The organism is Mesorhizobium sp. M0904 (genome assembly GCF_040319475.1).
GTDB lineage: Bacteria > Pseudomonadota > Alphaproteobacteria > Rhizobiales > Rhizobiaceae > Mesorhizobium.
On sequence record NZ_JAMYOC010000011.1, the window covers coordinates 148,558 to 173,043 of the forward strand.

A 24,486-nucleotide genomic window follows, 5' to 3' on the forward strand; every position below is an offset into this window, starting at 1 on the left:
TTGGCGGAGCGTCCGCCCACGCTCCACAGCTCTCACAACGCCTGAAGCGCCGAGTTGTTCACAAAGTCAGTTATCCAAAAGGGCGGGGCGGGGCTATTCGACGACCTCGTCCGTCCAGACCTTGAAGCCAGCCAGCGCGCCCGGCCCGAAAATGTGGGTCAGCGGCACATCAGCGGCATCGCGTCCGGAGGCGATCAGGATACGGCCGATGCGCGGCGCGTTGTTGCGCGGGTCGAACGCGTGCCAGCGGCCGCCGAGATAGACCTCCATCCAGGCGGCGAAATCCATGTCCGACCACGGCTTTGGCAGGCCGATGTCACTGATATAGCCGGTGCAGTAGCGGGTTGGAATGTTCAGGGCGCGGCAGAAGGCAACAGCGAGGTGAGCAAAGTCGCGGCACACACCACTCTGCTCGCGATAGGCTTCGGCGGCGGTGCGTGTCGGCCGTGCATTGAAGTAGTTGAAGACGATGTGGTTATGGACGAAGTCGCAGACCGCCTGGACGCGCGGAATGCCGAGCGGGGTGCTGCCGAACAGCCGCCACGCTTCATTCGACAGCACGTCGCTCTCGCAATAACGGCTGGGCAGCAGGAACAGCAGCGTCTCCGACGGCAGATCGCGCACCTCGTGCTGCCACGCCGTCAGCTCGCGCGTCTCGAAGGAGCCGGGGTCGCGGATGACCGCGTCGGTGCCGAAGGCAAAGCGCCCGGCCGGCGCAACGAGACGGTTGCACCAATTGCCGAAACTGTCGCGGTAGCTCTCGATCGGCACCGGCGGGTTCGACGTCAGGAAGTCCGGCCGCTCAAGATCGGATGCGCGCGAATAATGGACATTTAGCATCGCGATCAGCGGTGTTTCCTGCGGGAAGTCGAAGCTCATCTGGCAACCGATGTGGATCCGCATTGTCGTCCTGACCGGCCTGCCTGATCATCAGCCGGCGAAACGCGAGGGCTGATGCTGCAGTGCGAAGAAGACCATGGCACGGACCGCTGCGGTTTACGAGGGAATTAGAAACCGGTTAACAGCCATCGGTCAGGGCGACTGCCCGGCAGCGGCCTCTTGCAGTCGAGCGTTTTCTCTTGTTTCACTTCGCCAGACGTCAACTGGAGGAACGAATCATGGCTAAGGGTGCGATGAAGGCAGGCAAGGAAGCCCGCAAGCCGAAGAAGGACGCGAAGAAACCAGCTCCGGCGCCGGCCCTGAAGGCACCGCCGGTGAAGGCGATGAAGCTGAAGGACAAGTAGGGCCGCAGCTACCGTTTCGGCTTATTTCGACCGGCCGCAAACGCGGCCGGTATGATTGTTCACTAAGCTCACGCGCATCCCCTATGGATGCGGCGAAGATAGATTTCGCGCATTTAAGAAATCGGCCGAAAGCCATCGAAACGGAGCGTTCCGATGGCTTGAATCAGTGCCGGAAGGCGTTATCGCGCGGAGAAGCCGGGCGGCGTCCTGCCGGTGCGCTGCTTGCGCGCGGCATAGCGGGCGTCACGCTTGGCCTTGCGTTCGGCCTCGTCGGCAAGAAAACGGGCGATGCGCTCGTTCTCTTCAGCTTCCCGGATCTTCGCTTCGGCCTGTGCGGCCTCTTCGGCGGCGATGCGTGCCGCTTCGGCGGCTGCCTCGCGCTCGGCCTTTTCGGCCGCTTCGCGCGCCAGCTTTTCCTGCTTCAGCCTGGCCTTTTCGGCCTCACGTATCGCGCGGGCCTCGAGGATCGCCTTGCGCTCGGCCTGTCGTGCCAGCACCGCTGGATCATCTGCCGCCGGCTTTGCCTTGAAGCGCTCCAGAAGCGCCTTCTTTGCCTCGTTCGCGGCATTGCGCCGCTCGAAAACGTCTTTTTCCCTATAGATAGCCAATTCCACTTCCCTGAAGTCAATTTGCGAGGCTTACATACGCGTGAAAACCGAGAGTTCAAGCGCCAAAACGGTATGCCAGCCATGAAATTCTGATCTGTTGCAGCCGGGAGACGCCATTTCGATTGAATTCGGCTGAGAGGCACCCGCACTGTTCACCATCCAGGCATCTGGCGGGGCGGCGGACTGATCGCTACCTGTAGCGCCAGGACAAACCCTGGGATGACACACTATGGAACTCGGTCTCTACACTTTCGCCGACGTCAGCCCGGAACCGGGTCCCGGTGCGATCGGTGCGCACGAGCGGCTGCGCAACTTGATCGAGGAGATCGAGCTCGCCGACCAGGTCGGGCTGGACGTCTTTGGTCTCGGCGAGCACCACCGTCCCGACTACGCTGCCTCCGCTCCGGTTGTGGCACTGGCGGCGGCCGCCGAACGAACCAGGCGCATAAGGCTGACCAGCGCTGTCACCGTGCTGTCGTCCGACGATCCGGTGCGCGTCTTCCAGCAGTTTGCCACCCTCGACCTTCTGTCCGGCGGCCGGGCGGAGATCATGGCCGGGCGCGGCTCGTTCATCGAGTCCTTTCCGCTGTTCGGCTACAATCTCGAAGATTATGACGAGCTCTTCGCCGAGAAGCTCGACCTGCTGCTCGCCATCCGCGATAATGTCAAGGTGACCTGGTCGGGCAGTCTGCGCGCTCCGATCAATGATCGCGGCGTCGATCCCCGGCCCTTGCAGGACAAATTGCCGATCTGGATCGCCGTCGGTGGAACGCCGCAATCCGTCGCCCGCGCGGGCGTGCTCGGGTTGCCGCTGGCACTGGCGATCATCGGTGGCGAGCCGGCGCGGTTCGCACCGCTGTTCGACATCTACAGGGATGCAGCCAGACGCGCCGGCAACGATCCGGCAAGCCTTGCCACCAGTCTCAACGTGCACGGCTTCATCGCCGACAGCACGGACCAGGCAGCCGACGATTTTTACGGGCCGCAGGCCGAGGTGATGAACCGTATCGGCCGCGAGCGCGGCTGGGGGCCGACATCGCGGGCGCATTTCGACCAATCGCGCGGCCCAAACGGCGCGCTGTTCGTCGGCAATCCAGAACAGGTGGCCGAGAAGATCATTGCCCAGCACAGGATATTCGGCAACGACCGCTTCCTGCTGCAAATGGCGATCGGCACCATGCCGCACGCCAAGGTGATGAAGGCCATCGAACTCTACGGCACCAAGGTGGCGCCGATCGTGCGCCGGGAAACTGCGAGGGCCGTTCCCGCCGTGGCGGCACCGGTTGCCTGATTCCCAGTCACCTGATTCATTGGCAAGGCCGCGCGGCGGCCTTGCCGGTGACGCCGGCTAACGGAACCTTGAAGCGACAGAGGCGTTTTCGCCAACGGTCTGCACCAATCGCGGTGTGCCGCCGAGGGTCAGAATGAAAGCCGAACCCGCCGCTTCGGGCGCAAGCGCTGCCGAAAGCCCGGATCCGCGCGTCGAGGCACGGGCGGATGCGCATCTGATGCGTTCGCTGCTCGTCGGCATCTTCATCCTTATGGCGATCTACGCGCTTTACTTCGCCCGCGCCTTCTTCATGCCGGTCATTCTGGCTTTCCTGCTGGCGCTGACGCTGACGCCGATCGTTCGCTTCCTGCGCAAGCATGGCATGCCCGATGTCATTTCGGCGACACTGCTGGTGCTGCTTTCGTTCTGCCTCGTCGCCGTCGCGGGATATCTGCTCAGCGGCCCGGTCATCGACCTCATCAACAACACCTCCACGATCGGCCAGCAGCTTACCGAACGTCTGGCACAATTGCGCCGTCCGTTCGAACGGATCGTGGAGATTTCGCGCCAGATCGAGGGCCTGACACAGACTTCCCAGGAGCCGGGCGTTCAGAGGGTGGCGATGGCGCCATCCGGTATTCTCTCGCAGGCGGCCGGCAATGTGCTGTCGGCTGGCGTCAGCGTTACCATCGTCTTCGTCCTGTCGCTGTTCCTGCTCGCCTCGGGCACGATGTTCTATGAAAAGATCGTCCAGTCCTTCCCCAGTCTCAGCGAAAAGAAGCGGGCGCTGCGCGTCGTCTACGACGTCGAACGTGAAATCTCGCATTATCTGCTTACCGTCACGGTGATCAATACATGTCTCGGCATTGTCATCGGGCTCGGCCTTTGGGCGCTCGGCGTGCCCAACGCGCAGGTCTGGGGCGCGGCAGCGGCTCTGCTCAATTTCCTGCCTTATATCGGGGCGCTGACCACCATCACGCTGGTCACGATCATCGCGCTGATCAGCTTCGACACGATTTCCTATGCGCTGCTGGCGCCGGCCTTCGTCCTTATGTGCGATGTCGTCGAAGGCCAGTTCGTGACGCCGACGGTCGTCGGCCGCCGTCTTGAGATCAACGCAGTGGCGATCCTCATCGCCATCGCCTTCTGGTCCTGGCTGTGGGGTTTCGTCGGCGCCTTGCTGGCGGTGCCGCTGCTGGTCGTGATCAAGGTGTTCTGCGATCATTTCGACGGCCTCAGTCATGTCGGCAATTTCCTCGCGGCGCAGCATACGGCGGTGATCGAGGACGAAGAAATTCACGAGGCGAAAAAGTAGCGGCTTAAGGGTCAAAAACGTCCCCCGATTGGATCACGACCTTGCATCGGTGGCACGTCCGTTGTGCCTGCAGTGCTCAATCAACATTTTGAATTTGCCGCCTCGGCAACGGCTTCCTACATCCGTTCGGCCCACAGGAAACCCGCGCCGATGACCGCTCTTTCCGTTCTCGACCTGTCGCCGATCGTCGAAGGCAGCAACGCTTCGCAGTCACTCGCCAATTCGCTCGATCTCGCCCGGCATGCCGAGCGGCTGGGTTACCGGCGCTATTGGCTGGCAGAGCACCACAACATGCCGGGCATCGCCAGCGCCGCCACCTCGGTGGTCATTGCCCATGTGGCCGGCGGCACCAAGACCATACGCGTCGGCGCCGGCGGCGTCATGCTGCCCAATCATTCGCCGCTGGTCATCGCCGAGCAATTCGGCACGCTCAACGCTCTGCATCCTGGTCGCATCGATCTCGGCCTCGGGCGGGCGCCCGGCACCGACGTGGCCACGGCACGGGCGCTGCGCCGCAACCTCGATGCTGGCGCCGACAATTTCCCGCAGGACGTCGTCGAGCTGATGGGTTACTTCCAACCGGCCGAAGACGGCCAACGCATCCGCGCGGTGCCCGGCGAAGGCGAAAAGGTGCCGATCTGGATTCTCGGCTCCAGCCTCTACGGCGCGCAGCTTGCCGCCATGCTCGGCCTGCCCTACGCCTTCGCTTCGCATTTTGCGCCGGCCGAGCTCGACCATGCGCTGGAGATCTACCGCTCGCGTTTCCAGCCTTCGGAGCAGCTCGACAAGCCTTACGTGATGCTCGGCCTCAACGTCTTCGCCGCTCCTTCCGATGCCGAGGCGCGGCTGCTGTTCACCTCGCTGCAGCAGGCCTTCGTCAATCTGCGCACCGGCCGGCCCGGCCGATTGCCGCCGCCGGTCGAAGGATATGAGCGCGACCTCGATCCAATGGCCAAGACCATGCTCGGCCAAGCGCTTTCCTGCGCCGTCGTCGGCTCTCCCGAAACGGTCAGGCAAGGCATCGAGGCCTTCGTGCGCCGCACCGGCGCCGACGAGCTGATGGTCACAGCGCAGATTTTCGACCATGCGGCGCGGGTGCGCTCGTTCGAGATCCTGGCCGACGCTCACAAATCGCTGTCGGAAGCTGCCTGAGAGTTGGTTCGCCACTTGCCACTGTTGCGGGCAAGGCCGGCCTTGGGCAGGGAACCTCGCGAACAGGTGTGCGAAGACACAGCGAACATTTCGCGCGCTTTACGCGGAGGTTTTCGATCCTCATGCTCGTCCGTTTGCGGGAAACGCGGCGTCCACTAAATGACGATCACCTTGGTGCCGATTGTGGCGCGGTCATAGAGATCGATGATGTCCTGGTTCATGAGGCGAATGCAGCCAGCCGACACAGCTTTGCCGATGGACCACCATTCAGGGCTACCGTGCAGGCGATATCCAGTGTCACCTTTCTCGTTGAAAAGATAGAGCGCCCGCGCCCCGAGCGGGTTCATGAGTCCGCCCTCCATATGGGCCGGTATGATGCGGCCTCGCTTCTGCTCGCGCACGATCATCGCAGACGGCGCGCTCCAATCCGGCCATTCGCGCTTCCTCGCAACGTGAGCAGTGCCATGCCACTCGAAGCCCGCCTTGCCAACGCCGATTCCGTAGCGCAGCGCCTGACCGTCTCCCAACACGTAGTAGAGGAACTTCGCTCCTGTATCGACAATGATGGTGCCCGGCGCCTCTTCAGTCGCATAAGGTACTGTCTGCCGATGGAACTTTGGGTCAACCTTGTAGATCGGAACCGGCGGAACGCGAAAACCGGCGTCGGTGAGGCCGCCATAGGCCGAGGGGAAAGTCTTTAATGCGCCGCTGGTAGTGCAGCCGAAGAATACGGCCATCCCAGCAAGAACCAGCCCGATTAGGATCGATTTCACGCGCATGACTCAAGCCGGCGCCCGTGTGAACGATCAGCCGCATCTCGTCATATTCCAGACATGCTTCGATTGCCAAGATTTTCCTGACTGTCGGCTGGCTGACCGTTGGCCACTTGGCTCGATCGGCGCCGCGTCCTTCCATTGCTCGGTTTTCGAACGACGAACGCCCGTAGTGGCTGCGAAGGCCCGGGTCGGCAGGACAGGGGGACCGCTGGTCCGTCCGGCATTGCAAAGTTTCTGAACGGAGCCCAAGCGCTACGCGCTGACGCTCTGCGCAGTCGCACCTAGCGGACGGCATGAATTGCGGATCATCAGGCGACCCTTGAGCGTCAGCTTGCGCGGCGGCGCATCCCTGTTTCCGGCGAGCCGGTCGAGCAGCAGATTGGCCGCCTGCTCGCCAATCGCCTGCACCGGCTGTGCGACCGTGGTCAATTGCGGCCGGAACACATCCGACCACGGAAAGTCGTCGAAGCAGGCGACCGAAATATCCTCCGGACAGGACAGGCCGATATCGCGAATGGCCTTCATCGTGCCGATCACCATCGGGTTGTTGGCCGAAAAGATGGCGCTCGGCCGGTCGTGCAGCGAAAGCAGCTGCATGGTGGCGTTGTAGCCGTCGACTTCATGGAAGTTGCCGAAGCGGACGAGCTCGGGCTCGGCCGGCAGGCCGGCGGCCTGGAGGGCCTCGCGGTATCCCGCCATGCGGTCATGCATCGGCGAGATATCGAACGAGCCGGAGATGTAGCCGATGCGCCGATGGCCGAGATCGATCAGGTAGGTGATGGCGTCGAACACCGCGCGCTGGTTGTCGAGAACGACGGCATCGGTGTCGACACCCTGGCAAACACGGTCGAGCAGCACGACCGGCACATTGGCGTCGTCGACAATCGGTTTGAGGATCGCGCCGTCGCCGACACGCGCGACGATCAGTCCGTCGACCATGCGGTCGAGCAGCAATCTGATCTGGTCGTCCTGCGTGTTCAGGTGCTCGTCGGTGCAGCACAGCATGACGGCGTAACCGGCCCTGTCGAAAGCCTGCTGGATGACCGAAACCACGTCGGTGAAGAACGGGTTTGTGATGTGGGGGACGGTGAGCCCGATGGTGCGTGTGGTGCCTATCTTCAGGCTGCGGGCAATGGCGTTGCGCTTGTAGCCGATGTCGCGGATCGCCTGTTCGATGCGCTGGCTGAGCTCGGGGCTGACGGTCGCGGTGCCGTTGATCAGCGCCGACACCGTGGCCACGGAAACACGCGCGGCCTCGGCCACGTGAAGCATGGTCGGAGCAGTGAATTTGCGCTGCTTTTTTCGTCCTGACGCTGTCATTTTCGAAACGTTTCACCACTCCACGGCAGCAATACGTACGGAATCTTACGATTTTGCGCAAGAATTGAAATGGAACAATCTCAGACTCCAGATATTGCCTTGACATGATCGAAACGTTTAGATTAGCGTTTGAGGTGTTCGGTGGCGACGGAGGGAGGCCGTCCTTGTCATGCAGCACGGCAATTCCATCCCTGCGCAAGGCGTTGTGGCGGACGGCTCGGCTATCGTGTTGAGCGCCGAGCACATCTCCAAGTCCTTCGGTGGCATCGCCGCGCTTGTCGATGTCGATTTCGAACTGCGGCGCGGCGAGGTCCATGCGCTGATGGGCGAGAACGGCGCCGGCAAGTCGACGCTGATGAAGATCCTGTCCGGCGTCTATACGGACTATAACGGAACGGTCAGTATCGATGGCGATGCGGTGCGCTTTGCCGGCGTCCGCGAAGCCGAGCGCGCCGGCATCGCCATCATCCACCAGGAGCTGAATCTCGTTCCCGAACTCAGCGTCGCCGACAATATCTTTCTCGGCCGCGAGAAGCTGATCGCCGGGCTGATCGTCGACCGCAAGGCGAGCAGCCGCGCTGCCGGCGCGCTGCTGCAAAGGCTCGGCATCGAGCTCGATCCGGATGCGCGCGTCGGTGCCTTGCGCGTCGGCGAACAACAACTGGTCGAGATCGCCAAGGCGCTGTCGATGTCGGCGCGCATTCTGATCATGGACGAGCCGACCTCGGCGCTTTCGCCAGCCGAATGCCAGCGGCTGTTCCGCATCATCCGCCAGCTCGCCGACAGCGGCGTGGCGATCGTCTACATTTCGCACCGCATCGACGAAGTCATGCATCTGGCCAGCCGGGTCACCGTGTTCCGCGATGGACGCCACGTCCTGACGCGGGCGATGGACAAGCTCGACGAAGACGCCATAATTTCGGCGATGGTCGGGCGAAACCTGCTGGCTTCCTCCCAGGAGCACCGCATCCCCGGTGTCAACACCGTCCTTTCCGTAAGCGAGCTGTCGCTGTCGAAGCCGAATCGCCATGGCTGGCGCACCGTGCTCGACGGCGTCAGTTTCGATCTTGCCGCAGGTGAAATCCTGGGTATCGGCGGGCTGCTGGGCTCGGGCCGGACCGAAATCCTGGAAACCATCTTCGGGTCCAGCGGCGGACGTGCCGGCGGTGAGATCAGGCTCGATGGCGAGGTGGTAGAAATCCGTTCGCCGCGCGATGCGCGCCGGCTCGGCATCGCCCTTGTCACGGAAGACCGCAAGACGCAAGGCCTGCATCTCGAGGCCTCGATCACCGACAATGTCGCGCTGCCGTTGGTCGGTGCGCTGGCGCGGTTCGGCCTGCGCTCGCTGGCCGGTGAGCAAGGGCTGGCACGGGACGCCGTCAAGGCGCTCGGCATTCGCTGCGAGACCGTCGAGCAGCCGGCCGGCACGCTGTCCGGCGGCAACCAGCAGAAGGTCGTCATCGGCAAATGGCTGGCGACGAGGCCGCGGGTGCTGCTGCTCGACGAGCCGACGCGCGGCATCGATGTCGGCGCCAAGCGGGAAATCTACGATCTCATCATCAAGCTGGCGCGAGACGGGCTGGCGATCGCCGTCATCAGCTCGGAATTGCCGGAGCTGCTGCATCTTTCCGACCGTATCCTGGTCATGGCCGACGGCCGCCAGACGGGAATCCTGTCCCGCGCGCGAGCCAGCGAGGAGGCCATCATGCGGCTTGCGGCGCCGCGACGGACGATTACGAGGCCTGCCGCATGAGCATTTTGCATATCCTGTCCCGGACGAAGCTCTATTGGGGCCTGATCGCCATCTTCCTGATCGGCGTGCTCGGCTCGCCGATCAGCTCCAAGGGCAACAACATCTTCCTGTCCTACGGCAACCTGCTCGATGTGCTGCGCCAGGTGTCGACCACCGGCCTGATCGCCACCGGCATGACGGCCGTGATCATTACCGGCGGTATCGACCTTTCCGTCGGCTCGCTGATGGCGATCTGTACGGTGGTCTGTGCCATGCTGCTGACGGTTCCCGGCGTGACGCCGGCGGTGGTGCTTGGGGTGCCGACAGTTGCCGTGGCAGCCCTTTGCCTCGGCATTCTCGTCACTCGTTTCATCCTGCTGAACATCGAAAAATCCCGTGCCGGCGCGCAGGCGACGCACGACATCAGGCTGGACAGCGTTCGCGGGCTGGTGACGCCCGGCATTGTCGGGGTGATCCTGTGCAGTCTGGTGCTGTGGTTCCTGTTGCCGCAGGTAGGCTCAAAATTCGGCGTGCTCGGCGTGCTGCTGGTGGCGCCTTGCGTCGGCCTGCTGTTCGGCGCGCTCAACGGCTTCATCATCGTCACGGGGCGGCTGCAGCCCTTCATCGTGACGCTGGCGATGATGGTTACTGCGCTCGGCATCGCCCGGCTGACAGCCGGCCAGAACAATGCGGTGCTGCCGGTCTATACCGGCTCGAACGCCACGGCCGATTTTGAAATGCTGCGCTCGCTGGTATTCGGCGTGATCCCGATGCCGGGCCTGTTCTTCCTCGGCGCCATCCTGATCTACGGCGCCGTGCTGCGCTTCACCCCGTTCGGCCGCTATGTCTATGCAATCGGCGGCAATGAGGAGGCGGCGCGGCTGTCGGGCATCGCCGCAGGCCGCGTGAAGATTGCCACCTATGCCGTGTCAGGGCTGCTGGCCGGCATCGCGGCGGTGCTCTATGTCGCGCAGTACCGGCAAGGCAAGCCGGACGCCGGCGCCGGGCTGGAGCTCGACGCGATTGCCGCCGTGGTCATCGGCGGCACCAGCCTGATGGGCGGACGCGGCAGCCTCACCGGGACGTTCTGCGGCGTGCTGATCTTCGGGCTGCTCTCCAACATCCTGCAGCTGCACAACATCAATTCGAACCTTCAGCTGGTGCTGAAGGGGATGATCATCATCGGTACCGTGCTCGTACAGGAGCGCAATGCCGGTGATCTTCTCTTCTATCTGCGGCTGCCCGGTGGGCAAGCGCACAAGGAAACGGCCGCGGCAAAGCGGCCGTCGCAAGAGACCGCGTCTCTGAATATTGGAGGAAACAAGAAATGAAACGACGTGAATTGTTGAAGCTCGCCGGGCTGACAGCGGCACTCCTGACCACGACCGCCATGCTTGCCAGCGGCGCCCATGCGCAGGACAAGAAGTGGAAGATCGGCTTCTCGCAGGTGACGACCATCGAACCCTGGCGGGCTCAGTTCAACAAGGACATCCTGGCCGAAGCGGCCAAGCATCCGGAAGTCGAACTGATCATCACCGACGGCGAGGACAAGACCGAGAAGCAGGTGGCCGACGTCGAGAACCTGATCCGTCAGGAGGTCGATGCGCTCTTGGTATCGCCGAAAGAATCCGCCGGCCTGACCGGTGTCGTGCAGCAGGCGATCGATGCCAAGATTCCGGTCTTCGTGCTCGACCGCAACGTCGAAACCAATGACTACACGCAGTTCGTCGGTGGCGACAACAAGCTGATCGGCCGGGCTGCCGGTGAATATGCCGTCGAGTTGCTTGGCGGCAAGGGCAAGGCCGCCGGCAACGTCGTCGAGATCTGGGGCGGCATGGGCACCCAGCCGGCACACGATCGCCATGACGGCTTCCATGAATTCACCGACAAGGAGCCGGGCATAAAATACCTGCTCGACCAGCAGTCGGGCGACTGGAAGCAGGACCAGGCCTACAACATCATGGCGACCGCGTTGCGCAACAACGAGAAGATCGATCTTGTCTACGGCCATAATGATCCGATGGCCTATGGTGCCTATCTTGCCGCCAAGGACGTCGGACGTGAGAAGGACATCAAGTTCATCGGCATCGACGGCCTGCCCAATGAAGGCGTGCAGCTGGTCGCCAATGGCGAGCTGACGGCGACGTTCACTTATGTGACGCCGGGCGCCGAAGGGCTGCGGCAGGCGATCAAGTTCCTGAACGGGGAGAAGGTGGAAAAGACCATCACCCTGCCGACGCAGAAGATCACCAAGGAAAATGCTGCGCAAATCCTGAAGGACAACGGCCTCTGAGACGAGGCTTTCCTGCCGGGCGTTCAGCGCCCGGCAGGAACAACAATCAAACGCCGGCAGGCAGCAGATTAAGCCAGCTTGGCCAGCAGCTTCATGAAAATGGCCGCCTCCTTGGCGGAAAGCGGCGCCAGCGTTTCCTGCGTGATCTCGCGGGCAAGCGGAATCAGCCGCTCGATCGCGTCGCGCCCCTCGGCCGTCAGATTGACCAGCAGGCGCCGTTTGTCGACTTCGTGTTTGCTAAGTTCGACAAAGCCACGCGCTTTCAGCCGGTCGATGACGCCCTTCACGGTCGCCGCATCCATGGCGATCAGGCTGCCAAGCTGGTTCTGCGAGGTCTCGCCGACATCGCGCAATTTGGCCAAAGCGGCAAATTGCGGCGGCGTCAGATCGGCGATGTGTGCGGCGAAGATCGAGACATGGCGCTGATGCGCCTTGCGCAGGATGAAGCCGACCTGCTCCTGCAAGCGATAGTCGTTTTCGTCAGGCTCCTCGGCCTCGACCAGCTTGAGCAGATTGTCTTCGACGCTCACCGCAGCCCGTCCCATGCCTTAATGTCCTTGGCCGCCAGCCCGCCCATGCGGTCGTGCACGCGCGGGCCGCAGGTCATGGCGAGGCAAAACAGGATCTCGTCGGGACGGGGGCCATCGCTGATGCCGATTTCCATGGCATCGAAATGGCTGCGCACATAGGCGGCGTTGATGTGGCCGAGCGGCACATCGAGCCGCGCGCCGAAGCCGCCGACCTTCTTTGCCGAGGGCACGATCGCCTTGGCGTCGCCGAGCCGTTCGCGCATGGCATAGCCGCCCGGCACATGCCACAGCGCGCCATGCTCCAGCTCGCCCGCCATGCCGACGATGGCGCCCTTGCCGTAACCGTCGATCTGTTTCACGTCGCCGCCCAATGCGGCAATAAGCCTGTCGGAGAGCAGCAGCCCGAGCGGCTTCAAATCCTCCATGGCGCTCTGCAGTTCCTCGACGTAACGGCCGGCGAACGGGTTCTTGACCACGGCCATGGCCGCCGCGCGGCGCCGCGGCACCTTCGCCACCGGCCCGCCCTCGTGAAAAATCTCTTCGGTCAGCACGGCGATCTTGCGGATCGGAAACTCAGGCATGAGCAATTTCCCTCTCTAAAGCTTTATCGGCGAGCGCCATCGGACCTGCGATGCGCGCCTGACCGCCAAGGAAAAGCGCCGCGGCGGCAATCAGGCCGCGCCGCCGAAACTCCTCGGCAACGGCAAATCCACCTTCCAGTGCAATAGCGATTTCAGCGGCGGAAAGCGGCCCCACGCCCTGCGTCACCAAACGGTCGCCGAGATCGCTGTCAGGCGCGAGATCGCGCGCCCGTACGCGCCTAACGGCTGGATGACCGGGCAGGTCGACGGCGTTGGCGATCAAGGTCGCGGCGGCATCGGCTTCAGCACCCGTCCGCGCCAGCACCGTGACCGCGTCGGCGATGCCGAGCGAAAAGGAGCGGCCGCGCCAGCCGCTGGTCGCGACGCCGCGGATCCCGTTTTCGGCGCGGATCGTGAGGCGATCTGCCAACCCATGACCTGTCCCGGCAATGGCAAGCGTCATCGACTGCCCGTGGCCGAGATAGATCGCGCTGTCGCCGCCATTGTTGACATAGGCGCGCTCGAGCCGGCGGCCGGCAAGCAGCGCGCCAAGCACTTCGTCGGCTACCGAGCCGGCGACGGCCGCCATCGGCGTGATGAATTGTTTCGCTAGCGGAACGACCGCCGCTTCCATGCGGCGCGCCGTCGGGCCAGCGAAAGCACGTGGCCGCGAGGCGGCCGGGCGCCGCAGTTCGGGCAACTCTTCGACCAGTTCGGGCAGGATTGTCTGGAAGCGCGCCACTGCCTGGCGATATGCGGCGCTGCATTCACTCGCCTCGCCGAATGCCTCGACGATCAGGTCGATCGGCCCATGATTGAGGTGAAGCCTCCGGCCGTCCTCGAGCCAATGCGCCTGCGGGCCGTTCATCGCCCGGCCCCGTTTGCGGCCGCGCGACGCAACTGCGCCAGCGGCGGCCAGGGATTGTCACGGGGTGCGGCCGTGCCGCGGCGCGGATTGAGATATTCGCCGCCCTTGGCCAGGATATCGTCGACGCTGCGGATTTCGGCTTCGTAGCCGCCAAGTCTGACATAATCGTCGCGGCGCATGGTGAACTCGATCGGCGCCACCAGCGCCGGCGTCGGCACATAGCCGAAGGCGCCTTCCGGCACGCGGGTGACGTCGACCATCAGCGTGATGCCGCCGCCCGGCCAGACATAGACCGGCGCGCCGCCGACCGTCACATAGGTCTTGAGGCCCTGCACCGAGCGGGTCAGATTGACCGGGTTCTCGGTGACGCCGGCGCGCAGCGAGCCGCCGGCGCCGCCGACGAAAAGCACGGTGCAGAGCGCCGGCTCGCAATTGTCCTCGATCAGTTCGACCGACTTCCGCAGCCGCTCCGGGAACGGTTTCTGCACAGGCTTCAATTCGTCGTCGAGCTCGTAATAGGCGAATTGCTCACCGGTGGTCGAGACCATCAGCAGCGACATGCCGGGGCGCGCACCCTTTTTGGCGTTCCATTCACCAAGGATCGACAGCGGGTCGGAAATACTGGTGCCGCCCCAGCCGAGGCCGGGCTCCGACACCTTGAAATAACGGCCCGGCGTCGAACGGCGGCCGATGATCTTGATGCCGGTGTCCTGCCAGCCAAGCACCTTGCCGGCCTGATGCTCGGAGACCACGCCGGTAATATGGTCGTCGACGACCACCACCTCGTCGACAAGGCCACGCCACTGGGTGGCGAACATGCCGATGGTGGCCGAACCACAGCCGACACGCATGCGCTGCTCGAGCTTGCCGTCGATGACCGGCGGCTTGCCGGCTTCGACGATGACGGTGGCGCCGCCGTCGATGACGAGCTCGACCGGTTTGCGGTTGCACAGGGCGAGCATGGCGTCACAGGTGGCGCGCCCTTCAGCCTTCGAGCCGCCGGTCAAATGATGTACGCCGCCCAGCGACAGCATCTGCGAGCCGTATTCGCCGGTGGTGACATGGCCGATCGCCTCGCCTTGGGCACGGACCGTAGCCGTTTCGGGGCCGATATGACGGTCTGTGTCGATCTTCACCTTGACGCCGCAATAGGAGAAGATGCCCTCGGTGACGACGGTGACCAGATCGACGCCCTCGACCTCCTGGCTGACGATGAAGGGCGCCGGCTTGTAATCGGGATAGGTGGTGCCGGCGCCGATGGCGGTGACGAAGCGGCGGCCGGTGTTGACCAGTTCGCCGTCCCATGCCTCGCCTTCTTCGGCAAAGGGTACGATTGCGGCGCCGGTCTCGGCCGCGTGGTCGAGGATGGTCAGTGGATCCATCCGCACGATCCTGCCGCCAACATTGCCGTAGCGATCGCAGGCGCCGGTGCGGCCATCGGCGATGTAGCACATGACCGGACAGGCATCGCAGCGGATCTTCTCGGCCACCAGCTTCTCGCCGGGATCATGCGTCTCGAAGCGTTCGGCAAGCTCGCTCATCGGCGCGCCTCCTTGTCGCGGATGGCGGCGCGGATGCGGGTCGGCGTCGCCGGAATTTTGGTGACCAGCACACCGGTGGCGTGGCGGATGGCGTTGAGGATCGCCGGCGCCGTCGGGATCAGCACATGCTCGCCCAAACCCTTGGCGCCGAAGGGTCCTTCCGGATCCGGAACTTCTATCAGGATGGTCTCGATCGGTGGCACGTCGCCGATCGTCGGGATCAGATAGTCGTGCAGGTTTTCGGTGCGGCCGGGGATATATTCTTCCATCAGCGCCATGCCGATGCCCTGGGCGATGCCACCCTCAATCTGGCCCTCGGCAAGCAAGGGATTGATGGCCTTGCCGACATCGTGGGCGGCGGTGATTTTTATCAGCTTCACGGTGCCGAGCCTGAGGTCGACCTCCAGTTCGGCGATCTGCGCGCCATAGCCATAGACGGCGTAAGGCTTGCCCTGACCTTTTGCATCGAGCGGCTGTGTCGGCGGGTCGTAGCTTTCCTCGGCCCGGAAGACAAAACCTTCGACGTCTGCCTTCAGCGAGGAAAGATCGATGCGGCGCGTCGCTTCGCCTTCCCTAACGCTCAGGCTTGTGCCGTCCAGCGCAATCGCCGCCTTTTGCGAGACATTGGCAAAACGCAAGATCTCCTCGCGCAAGGCGCGGCCGGCCCTTTCGGCGGCCTTGCCGGTGACGAAAGTCTGGCGCGAGGCCGAGGTCTTGCCGGCGTCGGGGGTGATCGCCGTATCGGCGCCTTTCAGCCGCAACTTCTCCAATGGCAGACCCAACGCGTCGGCGCAGATCTGCGCGATGACGGTGTTGGAGCCTTGCCCGATATCGACCGCCCCCTGATGCAGGACGACTTCGCCCGATATCGAGATGCCGACCTTGATGGTCGACGGATTGGGCAGCGAGGTGTTGCCGCAGCCGTACCAGCAAGAAGCGATGCCGACGCCGCGTTTTTTGATGCTGCTACCGGCATTGAACGCTTCGGCATCGCGAACGGCACGTTGCCAATGTGAACGGAGGGCCTCCAGGCAGTCGGCGATGCCGACGCCCGACTCGAGCCGCTGCCCAGTAACTGTTTCGGATCCGTTCCGAAGGCAGTTCTTCAGGCGAAAGTCGAGCCGATCCATGCCGAGCTTGTCGGCCAGCTCGTCATAGAGGGTCTCCTGCATGATCGTCGCCTGCGGCACGCCAAAACCGCGAAAGGCGCCGGCAATCGGGCCATTGGTGTGGATGGCACGGCCTTCGGCGCGATAGTTCGGCGTAGCATAGGGGCCGGAGGCGTGCACCGGCACGCGGTTGGCGACCGTCGGCCCCCAGCTGGCATAGGCGCCGGTGTTGAAATCGCAGGCGAAGACCATGCCGGTGACACGGCCGTCGGCATCGGCGCCGATGCTCGCTCTCATCAGGGCCGGATGGCGCTTGGTGGTCGAGATCATCGATTCGGTGCGGCTGTAGGCGAGCGCCGCCGGTCGGCCGGTTTTCATGGCGACGAGGCCGATGAGCGGTTGCAGCGAGACGTCGAGCTTCGAGCCGAAGCCGCCGCCGGTCGCGGTCGGCACGATGCGCACCTTTTCCGGGGTAAGGCCGAGCACTTTTGCCGTGTCGTCACGGTCCATATAGGGCGCCTGCGTGCAGGCGACGACGACCAGCGTGTCGCCGTCCATGAAGGCATAGCCGGCTTCCGGTTCGATATAGGCGTGCTCGACATAGGAGGTGTCGATGGCGCCAGAAACGACGAAAGCCGCACCGGCAAGCGCGGCTTCGGGGTCGCCACGCTCGACAAAGCCGGAGGTGAGCAGGTTCGAGGGCCGGTTTTCATGGACCAGTGGCGTGCCGCCGGCCTGCGCTTCGCCAGTTTCCAGAAAATGCCGCAACTCGGTCCAACTGACAGGGAAATCGGCTAGGTCGAGATCGAGGATAGCCTCGCGTTCGCCGGCAACCAGCGCCACCGCCTCGCCGCGAAAGCGCGAAACCCCTTCGGCCAGCGCCGGCTGGTCGGCGAAGGGCGCGATGACGCCGAAACAATTCTTTCCCGGAATGTCGGCGGCGGTGAAGACGCCGGCAATGCCGGGACGGGATTTCACCCAGCTGCCGAGATCGCCGAAGCTGAAGGCGGCATGATAGTGCGGTGAGCGGACCACCAGCACCCACAGCGCGTCGGCGGGGAAGGAATCGCCGCCGAATTTTTCGCCGCCAGTGACTTTCGGCACGCCATCGAGGCGGATCGGGCAGGAGCCGACGGCGTGGCCAGAGGATGGCATGCGCTGATCGAGACCGCCGGCGTGGCGCCAAGCATCCATCACCGCCGCGACGATCTTGCGATAGCCGGTGCAGCGGCAGAGTACACCGCCGAGCGCATCCTGCGTTTCGGCCTCGCTCGGGCAAGGCGTCCTGTCCAGGAGTGCCGTTGCGGCGACCAGCAGGCCGGGCGTGCAGGCGCCGCACTGTGCTGCGCCATGGCTGAGAAACGAGGCCTGCAGTGCCGACAGCCTGCCGTTGCCGAGACCTTCGACGGTCGTCACGACGGTGCCGGAGGCGGAAGCCGCGGGCATCAGGCAGGCGCAGACCGGCTCGCCGTCGACCAGCACCGTGCAGGCGCCGCAATCGCCGGCATCACAGCCGACCTTGGTGCCGGTCAGCCGCAGCTCGTCGCGCAACACCGCGGACAGCCGCCGCACCGGCGGCACGCAAACGCTGACGGCGGCGCCGTTGACCTCGAAGGCGATGTCGGCGCGCTCCATGCCCATCAGGCCGCCGCCCTTTCGCCGGGGATTGCGCCCACAGCACCAAGCACAGCACGGACGACTATCTCGCGCGCCGCATCCAGCCGATATTCGGCGCTGCCGCGCACGTCGCCGATCGGCGACAGCTCGTCCATTGGCGCGGATTGGATCGCAGTGGCCAGCGCGTGGCCGACGGGCCGGCCGCGTAGCGCCGCCTCGACACTCGCCAGGCGCCTGGCGACAACCGAGCAGGAACCGACGGCGACGGCCGCTTTCCTGACAATACCATCTTCGACGGCCAGGCGTGCGGCAGCCATGGCGATGGAGATGACGAGATAACGCCGCGCGCCGAGTTTCACGAAGGCGGAGCCGCCGGCGGTCGCAGGTTTGGCAATACGGATTGCCGTCACCATTTCGCCGGACTGCAGAGCGGTGCGACGGTTGCCAAGAATGAACTTTGCAAGGGGCAAATGCCGGGTCGCAACCGAGGAACGCAGTTCGACTTCGGCATCGAGCACCAGCAGCGCCGGCACACCGTCGGCGGCCGGCGAGGCATTGCAGAGATTGCCGGCAATCGAGGCAACGTTCTGGATCTGCACCGAGCCGACTTCCCGCGCCGCCTGCTTCAGCGCGTCGAAAGCCGCCGGCAGAGGATGGCGGACGAGATCGGTCCAGGTGGTGCGCGCGCCGACGAGCCAATGGTTTTCGGCTTCGGCAATGCCGCGCAATGCCGCCAGGCCATTGATGTCGAGGATATTGTCGCGGAAAGGCTTGCTGCCCTGTGCCGGATAAAAATCCGTGCCACCGGCAAGGATGCGCCATTGCCCTTCGCCCAGCAACGCGAGGGCGTCGTCGACCGTGGTGGGTTTTGCGTAACGGATCACGCTTTGCCTTCCCAGAATGGGCTTCCCGAGAGGGATCCTGCCGAAAGACCTTCCCGAGCATTCAAGGCAGGAAATTCATTCGTATGCAAATGATATCAAGCCGGCAGGAATTGTCAAAGCCAGAGTTTGCACGGCTGTTGGCACCGTGCGCCCGGAACGCATTTGTTATGCCACGAGAGGTTGACGCAGCCGGCCATCTGGTCAAGTTTCTGCGTCCGGTCGCGTTTTTATTGGAGCCTAAGCTCAGGACAAAGAAAATAAGGAGGCTCCATGGCCGACGAAGCGCTTGTCATTATCGACCTGCAGAACGATTTCTGCCCGGGTGGCGCCCTGGAAGTGGCCGGTGGCGACGAAATCGTGCCGTTGGTCAATGATCTTATCCGGCGGACCGAGCACGTCCTGCTGACGCAGGACTGGCACCCTGCCGGCCATTCGAGCTTTGCCTCCAGCCACCCCGGCAAGAGACCGTTCGAAACGATCGACATGCCTTATGGCGAGCAGACGCTGTGGCCTGATCACTGCATCCAGGGCAGCTTGGGTTCGGACTTCCATTCCGGCTTGGCCTGGAGCAAGGCCGAGCTGGTCATCCGCAAGGGGTTCCGTCCTGCGATCGACAGCTATTCGGCATTCTTCGAGAACGACCGGACGACGCCGACCGGCCTTGCCGGCTATCTCCGGGAGCGGAATATCGATACGCTGACCCTGGTCGGCCTGGCGACGGATTTCTGCGTCGCCTTTTCGGCGCTCGACGCGGTCAAGCTCGGCTTTGCGACGTCGGTTCGGCTCGACGCCTGCCGCGGCATCGATCTCAACGGCTCCATGGAGACGATGCTGGGCCGGATGCGCGATGCCGGCGTGGCACTGATTTGAACGTCATCCAGCCGAACCTGACAGACTTTTGAGGGGCTTCATGCGGTTTGCGGCGTTGACGGCAAGTGCTGCATTTATTGCCGCGATCCTTTCTCCGGGAGCGGTTCTCGCGGCCGAAGCGCACGAATTGCCGGGCGCCGCCATGTCGCTGTGGTGGGTGTTGCCGTTTGCCGGGCTGTTGCTTTGCATTGCGACCGGCCCGCTGCTGTTCCATCATGCCTGGGAGCACCATTACGGCAAGATCGCTGCCTTCTGGGCAGCATTGGTGATCGGGCCGCTGGCAATCGCCTTCGGCATTCCGTCGGCCACGCAGGCGGTGCTGCATGCGCTGCTCACCGAATACATGTCGTTCATCATCCTGCTGTTTGCGCTGTTCACCATTTCGGGCGGCATCTTCGTTGCCGGCAACATACACGGCACGCCGCTGGTCAATGCCGGGCTGTTGCTGGGCGGGGCGGTGCTTGCCTCGATCATCGGCACAACCGGCGCCTCGATGATTCTGATCCGGCCGCTCATCCGCGCCAACGATAACCGGCGCTTCAACGCCCATGTCGTCATCTTCTTCATCTTCCTGGTGTCCAACATCGGCGGCTCGCTGACGCCGCTCGGCGATCCGCCGCTGTTCGTCGGCTTTCTGCGCGGCGTCGATTTCTTCTGGACGACAGTTCACCTGTTGCCCGAGACGCTGTTCGTCGCCGGCGTGGTGCTGGTGGTTTTCCTGGCGATCGACATCATCATGCATCATCGGGAGGAAGGCGCGCCGAAGATCAAGGATCCGACGCCCGACAGCAAGGTGCGCATTCGCGGCCTGGCCAACATCCCGCTGCTGGCCGGCGTAATCGCCGCGATCCTGATTTCCGCTGCCTGGAAGCCGGGAGTGAGTTTCTCGTTTCAGGGCGTCAGCCTCGAGCTGCAGAACCTGGTGCGCGACGCCGTCATCCTGATACTGGCCTTCACGTCGCTTGTCGTCTCGCCGAAGGAGTTTCGCGGCGCAAACGCCTTCAGCTGGGGGCCGATCGCCGAGGTGGCGAAGCTGTTCGCCAGCATCTTCATCTGCATCGTTCCGGTCGTCGCCATATTGCGGGCCGGCCTCGACGGCGCGCTGGCGCCGTTGGTGCTGCTGGTCAGTTCGCCGACCGGCGCGCCCGACAATCTCGCGTATTTCTGGCTGACCGGAGCGCTGTCGTCCTTCCTCGACAATGCGCCGACCTATCTGGTGTTCTTCGAACTGGCCGGCGGCGATGCGCAGCATCTGATGACCGAGCTCGCCTCGACGCTGGCGGCGATCTCGGCAGGCGCGGTGTTCATGGGCGCAAACACCTATGTCGGCAACGCGCCGAATTTCATGGTCTACGCCATTGCCAGGCATCGCGGCATCAAGATGCCGAGCTTCTTTGGCTATATGGCGTGGTCGGGCGCCGTGCTGATCCCGACTTTCCTGCTCGCCGGCTTGCTGTTTTTTGCCTGATCAGCCGACGCCGACATAGCGACGGACCGCCGAGGGATCGGCACGCAGTTCCTCGACATCGACCGTCTCGCGGTTGCGGCCGTTCTCGATGAAGCAAACGCGGTCTGCGACCGAGAGCACGGCGTCGACGCGCTGTTCGACAAGAATTGTCGACACGCCGAGCGCTCGCAGTTTCGACACGGTTTCACGGATCCTGGCGATCATCGACGGCATCAGCCCTTCGGTCGGTTCATCGAGCAGGAGCACCTGCGGTTCCAGACACAGGGCGCGGGCCATGGCCAGCATCTGCTGCTCGCCGCCGGACAGCGTGCCGGAACGCTGCCTGAGGCGCTGGCGCAGCAACGGGAAAAGATCGAGCACGTTCTCGCGCGTCGCCTTGCCCTTGTTGCGGGCCATCAGGCCGATCTCGATGTTTTCCGCCACGGTCATCTCGGCGAACAGCCGCCGGCCCTGCGGCACGTAGGCGACGCCAGCCTTGGGCACCTCATGTGCCGGCAGACCGGTCAATTCCCGGCCTTCGAGCCGGATCGAGCCGGCGCTTGCCGGCACCAGGCCCATGATCGCCTTCAGCGTCGTCGTCTTGCCGGCGCCGTTGCGGCCGAACAGGCAGAGCACCTCGCCCTCGTTCAACACAAGATCCAAGCCATAGAGCACCTGGACTTCGCTATAGAAGCAATCGAGCCCGGATATGGTCAACGCCTTGGACTGGGCCTCAGCCATGGGTGGTCCCCAGATAGGCGTCCTGCACCGCGGCATTGGCGCGGATCTGCTCGGGCGTGCCTTCAGCCAAGATCCTGCCGGCATTGAAGACGGTGATGCGGTCGGCGAGTTGCATGACCACCGGCATGTTGTGCTCGATCAAAAGCACGGTGGCACTGTCGGCGATCTCGCGCACCAGCTCGATGAAATTGTCGATCTCGCTATCGGCCAGCCCTTGCGTCGGTTCGTCGAGGATCAGCAGCCGCGGCTTCAGTGCCAGTCCCATTGCCACTTCCAGCAGCCGCTGGTGACCGTAGGACAATTGCCCGGCCGGCATTTGCGCCCGGTCGGCAAGGACGGTGCGCTCGAGAGCCGCCATGACGCCGGTGTGAACCGCGCCCTTCGAGCGGCCGTCGGTCAGCGTGCGCTGCACCGGCAGGGCAACATTGTCGTAGGCGCTGAGATTGGCAAAGACGCTGGTGATCTGGAACGTGTAGGCGATGCCAAGGCGAACTCGGGCGTAGGCAGGCAGGCTGGTGATGTCGGCGCCGTCGAAGACGATCATGCCCGACGAGGGCTGGATGCGGCCGCTGACCAGGCTGACGAAGGTGGTCTTGCCGGCACCGTTGGGGCCGATGATGGCGCGGATCTCGCCCGGCATCAGCGCGAAGTCGACGCCGTCGACGGCGCGCAAGCCGCCGAAACTGCGCGACAGGCCTTTGGTGGTAAGCAGCGGCATCATGGCAACCACCCGAGCCAGCGCTGGCGGATGCTGCCGAGAATGCCTCTCGGGAAGAACAGCACCAGCAGGATGAGCGCTATGCCGACGATCAGCAGATAGGCCGAGGTGTAGCCGCTGGCGACGTCGATGACATAATACATGAACAGTGTGCCGATCAGCGGACCGAGCGTGGTGGCGGCACCGCCCAGCAGCACCCAGAGCAGCGGCAGGATGGAATACTGCACCGAGGCGAAGCTCGAGCCGACATAGCCGAACAGCAGCGCATAGGCAGCGCCGGAAGCCGCACAGATGCTGCCGGAGATGACGACGGCGGCAAGCTTGCTGGAGAACGTGTCGTAGCCAAGCATCTTGGTCCGCTCCTCGTTCTCGCGGATGGCGACCAGCACACGGCCATAGCCGGAGCGGACTATCGCCAGGCTTATGAGCAGCACGATCGAGAACAGTGCCAGCGCACTTATATAGCGCACGGTCGCGTTGGTGAGGTCGAATGACGTGCTGCCCAGGACAAGGACCCGCATCGGCTGCGGCACCACCAAGCCCTGGTCGCCGCCGGTCCAGGCGGCGAAATAAAGAATGAGGAGATAAAATACCTGAGCGAACATCATGGTGACGATCATGAAGGCGACGCCGGAGGTGCGCAGCGCCAGCAGCCCGATCACCAGCGCAAGCAGCGCGCCGCAGGCAAGCCCGGCTGCGAAGGCGGCCGGCACGCTCCAGCCGAGATGGATGACGGCAAGGCCGGCGCCATAGAGCCCGGCTGAAAAGAACATGGCATGGCCGAGGCTTAGCAGCCCGACATAGCCGAACAGCAGATTGTAGCCCATGGCGAAGACCGCCAGCACCATAATGCGGGCGAGCAGGCCGTGATGATATTCCGGCAGGACAAAACTAAGCCCGAAAAGCAGGGCGATGACGCCGAGATGCAGCGCATATGGCTTTGCCGGCGAAGCATCCTTCATCGCGATGCTGTCCCGAACAGGCCTTGCGGCCGGAACACCAGCACCATGGCGACAAGCACGGTGGCTATGATCTTGGCCAGCGTCGGCGAGAAGAACACCGAGATAATGCCGTCGGACAGTCCGATCAGCACCGCGGCGAGCACCGTGCCGCGCAACGAGCCGAGGCCGCCGATGATGACGACGATGAACGAGAGCAGCAGCGGGTCCTGCCCCATCAGATAATGCGCCTGGCTGATGGGCACGATCAGCACCGCGGCCACAGCCGCTAGCATGGCGCCGAGCGCGAAAACGCCGGCATAGACTCTGGTCACCGGGATGCCGAAGGCCTGCGCCGTCTCGCTGTCATATTGCGTGGCGCGCATGACGAGGCCCATTTTCGTGCGCGTCAGCACCAGCCAGGTCGCGACCAGCAGCAGCGCCGACGCGGCGATGATCGACAGCTTGTAGCCGGAATAGCCGAACCACGGCAGGAGGATGCGATAGCTGAACGGCGGCTCCACCGGCCGCGCCTCCGGGCCGTAGAAGGTCAGCGCCAATTGCTGGATGATGTAGAGCATGCCGATGGTGGCGACGATGGTGGCTTCCGGATTATAGTTGAGCCGGCGCAGCACCAGCCGTTCGGCGACCAGCGCGATCAGACCGACGATCAATGGCGCCAGCACCAGGGCGGCCAGGAAGCCGAGCGCAGGATGGCCGGATATCGCCGTAGAGATTGCCCAGGCAAGCACCGCGCCCAGCATGAAGAACTCGCCATGCGCGACATTGACAACGCGCATGACGCCGAACACCAGCGACAGGCCGAGCGCCGTCAGCGCCAGCACGGCGGAGGTGACGAGGCCTTCGAGGGCGGCGAGGAGCAGGTGAGGTCCGAAGTGCATCGGCTAAGCACCGGCGGATGCGCGAAGCAC

The 24,486-nt window shown here is 63.9% G+C and carries 23 protein-coding genes; 9 read left to right on the forward strand and 14 right to left on the reverse strand.

The features are described from left to right. Positions 1-93: 93 nt before the first annotated feature. On the reverse strand, positions 94-903 hold the full coding sequence (locus NKH80_RS13975) for a transglutaminase-like domain-containing protein (protein WP_254815869.1): 810 nt from the start codon (positions 901-903) through the stop codon (positions 94-96). A 215-nt stretch (positions 904-1,118) separates the two neighbouring features. On the opposite strand from NKH80_RS13975, the gene NKH80_RS13980 reads away from it, so the two are divergent. Beyond that, the gene (locus NKH80_RS13980; RefSeq protein WP_013528464.1) at positions 1,119-1,244 is read left to right on the forward strand and encodes a hypothetical protein; all 126 of its coding nucleotides are present in this window, start codon (positions 1,119-1,121) and stop codon (positions 1,242-1,244) included. Between the two features lie 179 nt (positions 1,245-1,423). On the opposite strand, the gene NKH80_RS13985 is transcribed toward NKH80_RS13980, so the two are convergent. After that, positions 1,424-1,852, reverse strand: coding sequence for a DUF6481 family protein (locus NKH80_RS13985; RefSeq protein WP_023718183.1), 429 nt, complete (start codon positions 1,850-1,852; stop codon positions 1,424-1,426). Positions 1,853-2,081: 229 nt separating this feature from the next. On the opposite strand from NKH80_RS13985, the gene NKH80_RS13990 reads away from it, so the two are divergent. The 3 genes from NKH80_RS13990 to NKH80_RS14000 all read left to right on the forward strand — a co-directional run bounded on the left by NKH80_RS13990 (position 2,082) and on the right by NKH80_RS14000 (position 5,589). Continuing rightward, positions 2,082-3,143, forward strand: coding sequence for an LLM class flavin-dependent oxidoreductase (locus NKH80_RS13990; RefSeq protein WP_352992016.1), 1,062 nt, complete (start codon positions 2,082-2,084; stop codon positions 3,141-3,143). A gap of 133 nt (positions 3,144-3,276) precedes the next feature. Then, a complete protein-coding gene (locus NKH80_RS13995; RefSeq protein ID WP_352477022.1) occupies positions 3,277-4,437 on the forward strand; it encodes an AI-2E family transporter in 1,161 nt (386 codons plus the stop codon). A gap of 150 nt (positions 4,438-4,587) precedes the next feature. Continuing rightward, positions 4,588-5,589, forward strand: coding sequence for an LLM class flavin-dependent oxidoreductase (locus NKH80_RS14000; protein WP_352506034.1), 1,002 nt, complete (start codon positions 4,588-4,590; stop codon positions 5,587-5,589). A 155-nt stretch (positions 5,590-5,744) separates the two neighbouring features. Here the strand turns inward: NKH80_RS14000 and NKH80_RS14005 are convergent, their stop codons facing one another. Continuing rightward, positions 5,745-6,368, reverse strand: a complete 624-nt coding sequence (locus tag NKH80_RS14005) for a L,D-transpeptidase (protein ID WP_352506035.1) — start codon at positions 6,366-6,368, stop codon at positions 5,745-5,747. Between the two features lie 249 nt (positions 6,369-6,617). Further along, entirely contained in the window at positions 6,618-7,637 is a 1,020-nt protein-coding gene (locus NKH80_RS14010) for a LacI family DNA-binding transcriptional regulator (RefSeq protein ID WP_352751758.1), read from the reverse strand. A 217-nt stretch (positions 7,638-7,854) separates the two neighbouring features. On the opposite strand from NKH80_RS14010, the gene NKH80_RS14015 reads away from it, so the two are divergent. From NKH80_RS14015 to NKH80_RS14025, 3 genes are read left to right on the forward strand one after another with little or no spacing between them, the layout of a single operon-like run. Continuing rightward, positions 7,855-9,438, forward strand: coding sequence for a sugar ABC transporter ATP-binding protein (locus NKH80_RS14015; RefSeq protein ID WP_352992019.1), 1,584 nt, complete (start codon positions 7,855-7,857; stop codon positions 9,436-9,438). After that, complete coding sequence (locus NKH80_RS14020; RefSeq protein ID WP_352992021.1) at positions 9,435-10,748, forward strand: ABC transporter permease; 1,314 nt, start codon at positions 9,435-9,437, stop codon at positions 10,746-10,748. The genes NKH80_RS14015 and NKH80_RS14020 overlap by 4 nt, the downstream gene beginning before the upstream one ends. Next, complete coding sequence (locus NKH80_RS14025; protein WP_352992023.1) at positions 10,745-11,710, forward strand: substrate-binding domain-containing protein; 966 nt, start codon at positions 10,745-10,747, stop codon at positions 11,708-11,710. The genes NKH80_RS14020 and NKH80_RS14025 overlap by 4 nt, the downstream gene beginning before the upstream one ends. A 68-nt stretch (positions 11,711-11,778) precedes the next feature. On the opposite strand, the gene NKH80_RS14030 is transcribed toward NKH80_RS14025, so the two are convergent. Genes NKH80_RS14030 through NKH80_RS14055 form a run of 6 tightly spaced genes read right to left on the reverse strand, consistent with a single transcriptional unit; the run spans position 11,779 to position 18,840 of the window. Further along, positions 11,779-12,240, reverse strand: coding sequence for a MarR family winged helix-turn-helix transcriptional regulator (locus NKH80_RS14030; RefSeq protein WP_352992070.1), 462 nt, complete (start codon positions 12,238-12,240; stop codon positions 11,779-11,781). Then, complete coding sequence (locus NKH80_RS14035) at positions 12,237-12,821, reverse strand: amino acid synthesis family protein (RefSeq protein ID WP_023676966.1); 585 nt, start codon at positions 12,819-12,821, stop codon at positions 12,237-12,239. Before NKH80_RS14035 ends, NKH80_RS14030 begins: the two co-directional genes overlap by 4 nt. Next, the gene (locus NKH80_RS14040) at positions 12,814-13,689 is read right to left on the reverse strand and encodes a UPF0280 family protein (protein ID WP_352992025.1); all 876 of its coding nucleotides are present in this window, start codon (positions 13,687-13,689) and stop codon (positions 12,814-12,816) included. Before NKH80_RS14040 ends, NKH80_RS14035 begins: the two co-directional genes overlap by 8 nt. Beyond that, entirely contained in the window at positions 13,686-15,230 is a 1,545-nt protein-coding gene (locus NKH80_RS14045; RefSeq protein ID WP_352992027.1) for a 6-hydroxynicotinate reductase, read from the reverse strand. The genes NKH80_RS14040 and NKH80_RS14045 overlap by 4 nt, the downstream gene beginning before the upstream one ends. Further along, positions 15,227-17,980 carry a molybdopterin-dependent oxidoreductase gene (locus NKH80_RS14050; protein ID WP_352992029.1) on the reverse strand — a complete coding sequence of 918 codons (2,754 nt, stop codon included), beginning with the start codon at positions 17,978-17,980 and terminating at the stop codon, positions 15,227-15,229. The genes NKH80_RS14045 and NKH80_RS14050 overlap by 4 nt, the downstream gene beginning before the upstream one ends. Next, positions 17,980-18,840, reverse strand: coding sequence for an FAD binding domain-containing protein (locus tag NKH80_RS14055; RefSeq protein ID WP_352992031.1), 861 nt, complete (start codon positions 18,838-18,840; stop codon positions 17,980-17,982). The genes NKH80_RS14050 and NKH80_RS14055 overlap by 1 nt, the downstream gene beginning before the upstream one ends. Before the next feature lie 270 nt (positions 18,841-19,110). On the opposite strand from NKH80_RS14055, the gene pncA reads away from it, so the two are divergent. Both pncA and NKH80_RS14065 read left to right on the forward strand, forming a co-directional pair. Beyond that, a complete protein-coding gene (pncA, locus tag NKH80_RS14060; RefSeq protein WP_352506043.1) occupies positions 19,111-19,710 on the forward strand; it encodes a bifunctional nicotinamidase/pyrazinamidase in 600 nt (199 codons plus the stop codon). A gap of 40 nt (positions 19,711-19,750) precedes the next feature. Continuing rightward, positions 19,751-21,178, forward strand: a complete 1,428-nt coding sequence (locus NKH80_RS14065) for a sodium:proton antiporter (protein ID WP_352751764.1) — start codon at positions 19,751-19,753, stop codon at positions 21,176-21,178. Here NKH80_RS14065 and NKH80_RS14070 read toward each other — a convergent pair whose 3' ends face one another. From NKH80_RS14070 to NKH80_RS14085, 4 genes are read right to left on the reverse strand one after another with little or no spacing between them, the layout of a single operon-like run. Beyond that, positions 21,179-21,898, reverse strand: coding sequence for an ABC transporter ATP-binding protein (locus tag NKH80_RS14070; RefSeq protein ID WP_352686394.1), 720 nt, complete (start codon positions 21,896-21,898; stop codon positions 21,179-21,181). It lies immediately after the preceding gene. Then, a complete protein-coding gene (locus NKH80_RS14075) occupies positions 21,891-22,619 on the reverse strand; it encodes an ABC transporter ATP-binding protein (RefSeq protein WP_352992033.1) in 729 nt (242 codons plus the stop codon). Before NKH80_RS14075 ends, NKH80_RS14070 begins: the two co-directional genes overlap by 8 nt. Continuing rightward, a complete protein-coding gene (locus NKH80_RS14080; protein WP_352751766.1) occupies positions 22,616-23,578 on the reverse strand; it encodes a branched-chain amino acid ABC transporter permease in 963 nt (320 codons plus the stop codon). Before NKH80_RS14080 ends, NKH80_RS14075 begins: the two co-directional genes overlap by 4 nt. Next, positions 23,575-24,456 carry a branched-chain amino acid ABC transporter permease gene (locus NKH80_RS14085; RefSeq protein WP_352751768.1) on the reverse strand — a complete coding sequence of 294 codons (882 nt, stop codon included), beginning with the start codon at positions 24,454-24,456 and terminating at the stop codon, positions 23,575-23,577. The genes NKH80_RS14080 and NKH80_RS14085 overlap by 4 nt, the downstream gene beginning before the upstream one ends. Positions 24,457-24,486 lie beyond the last annotated feature (30 nt).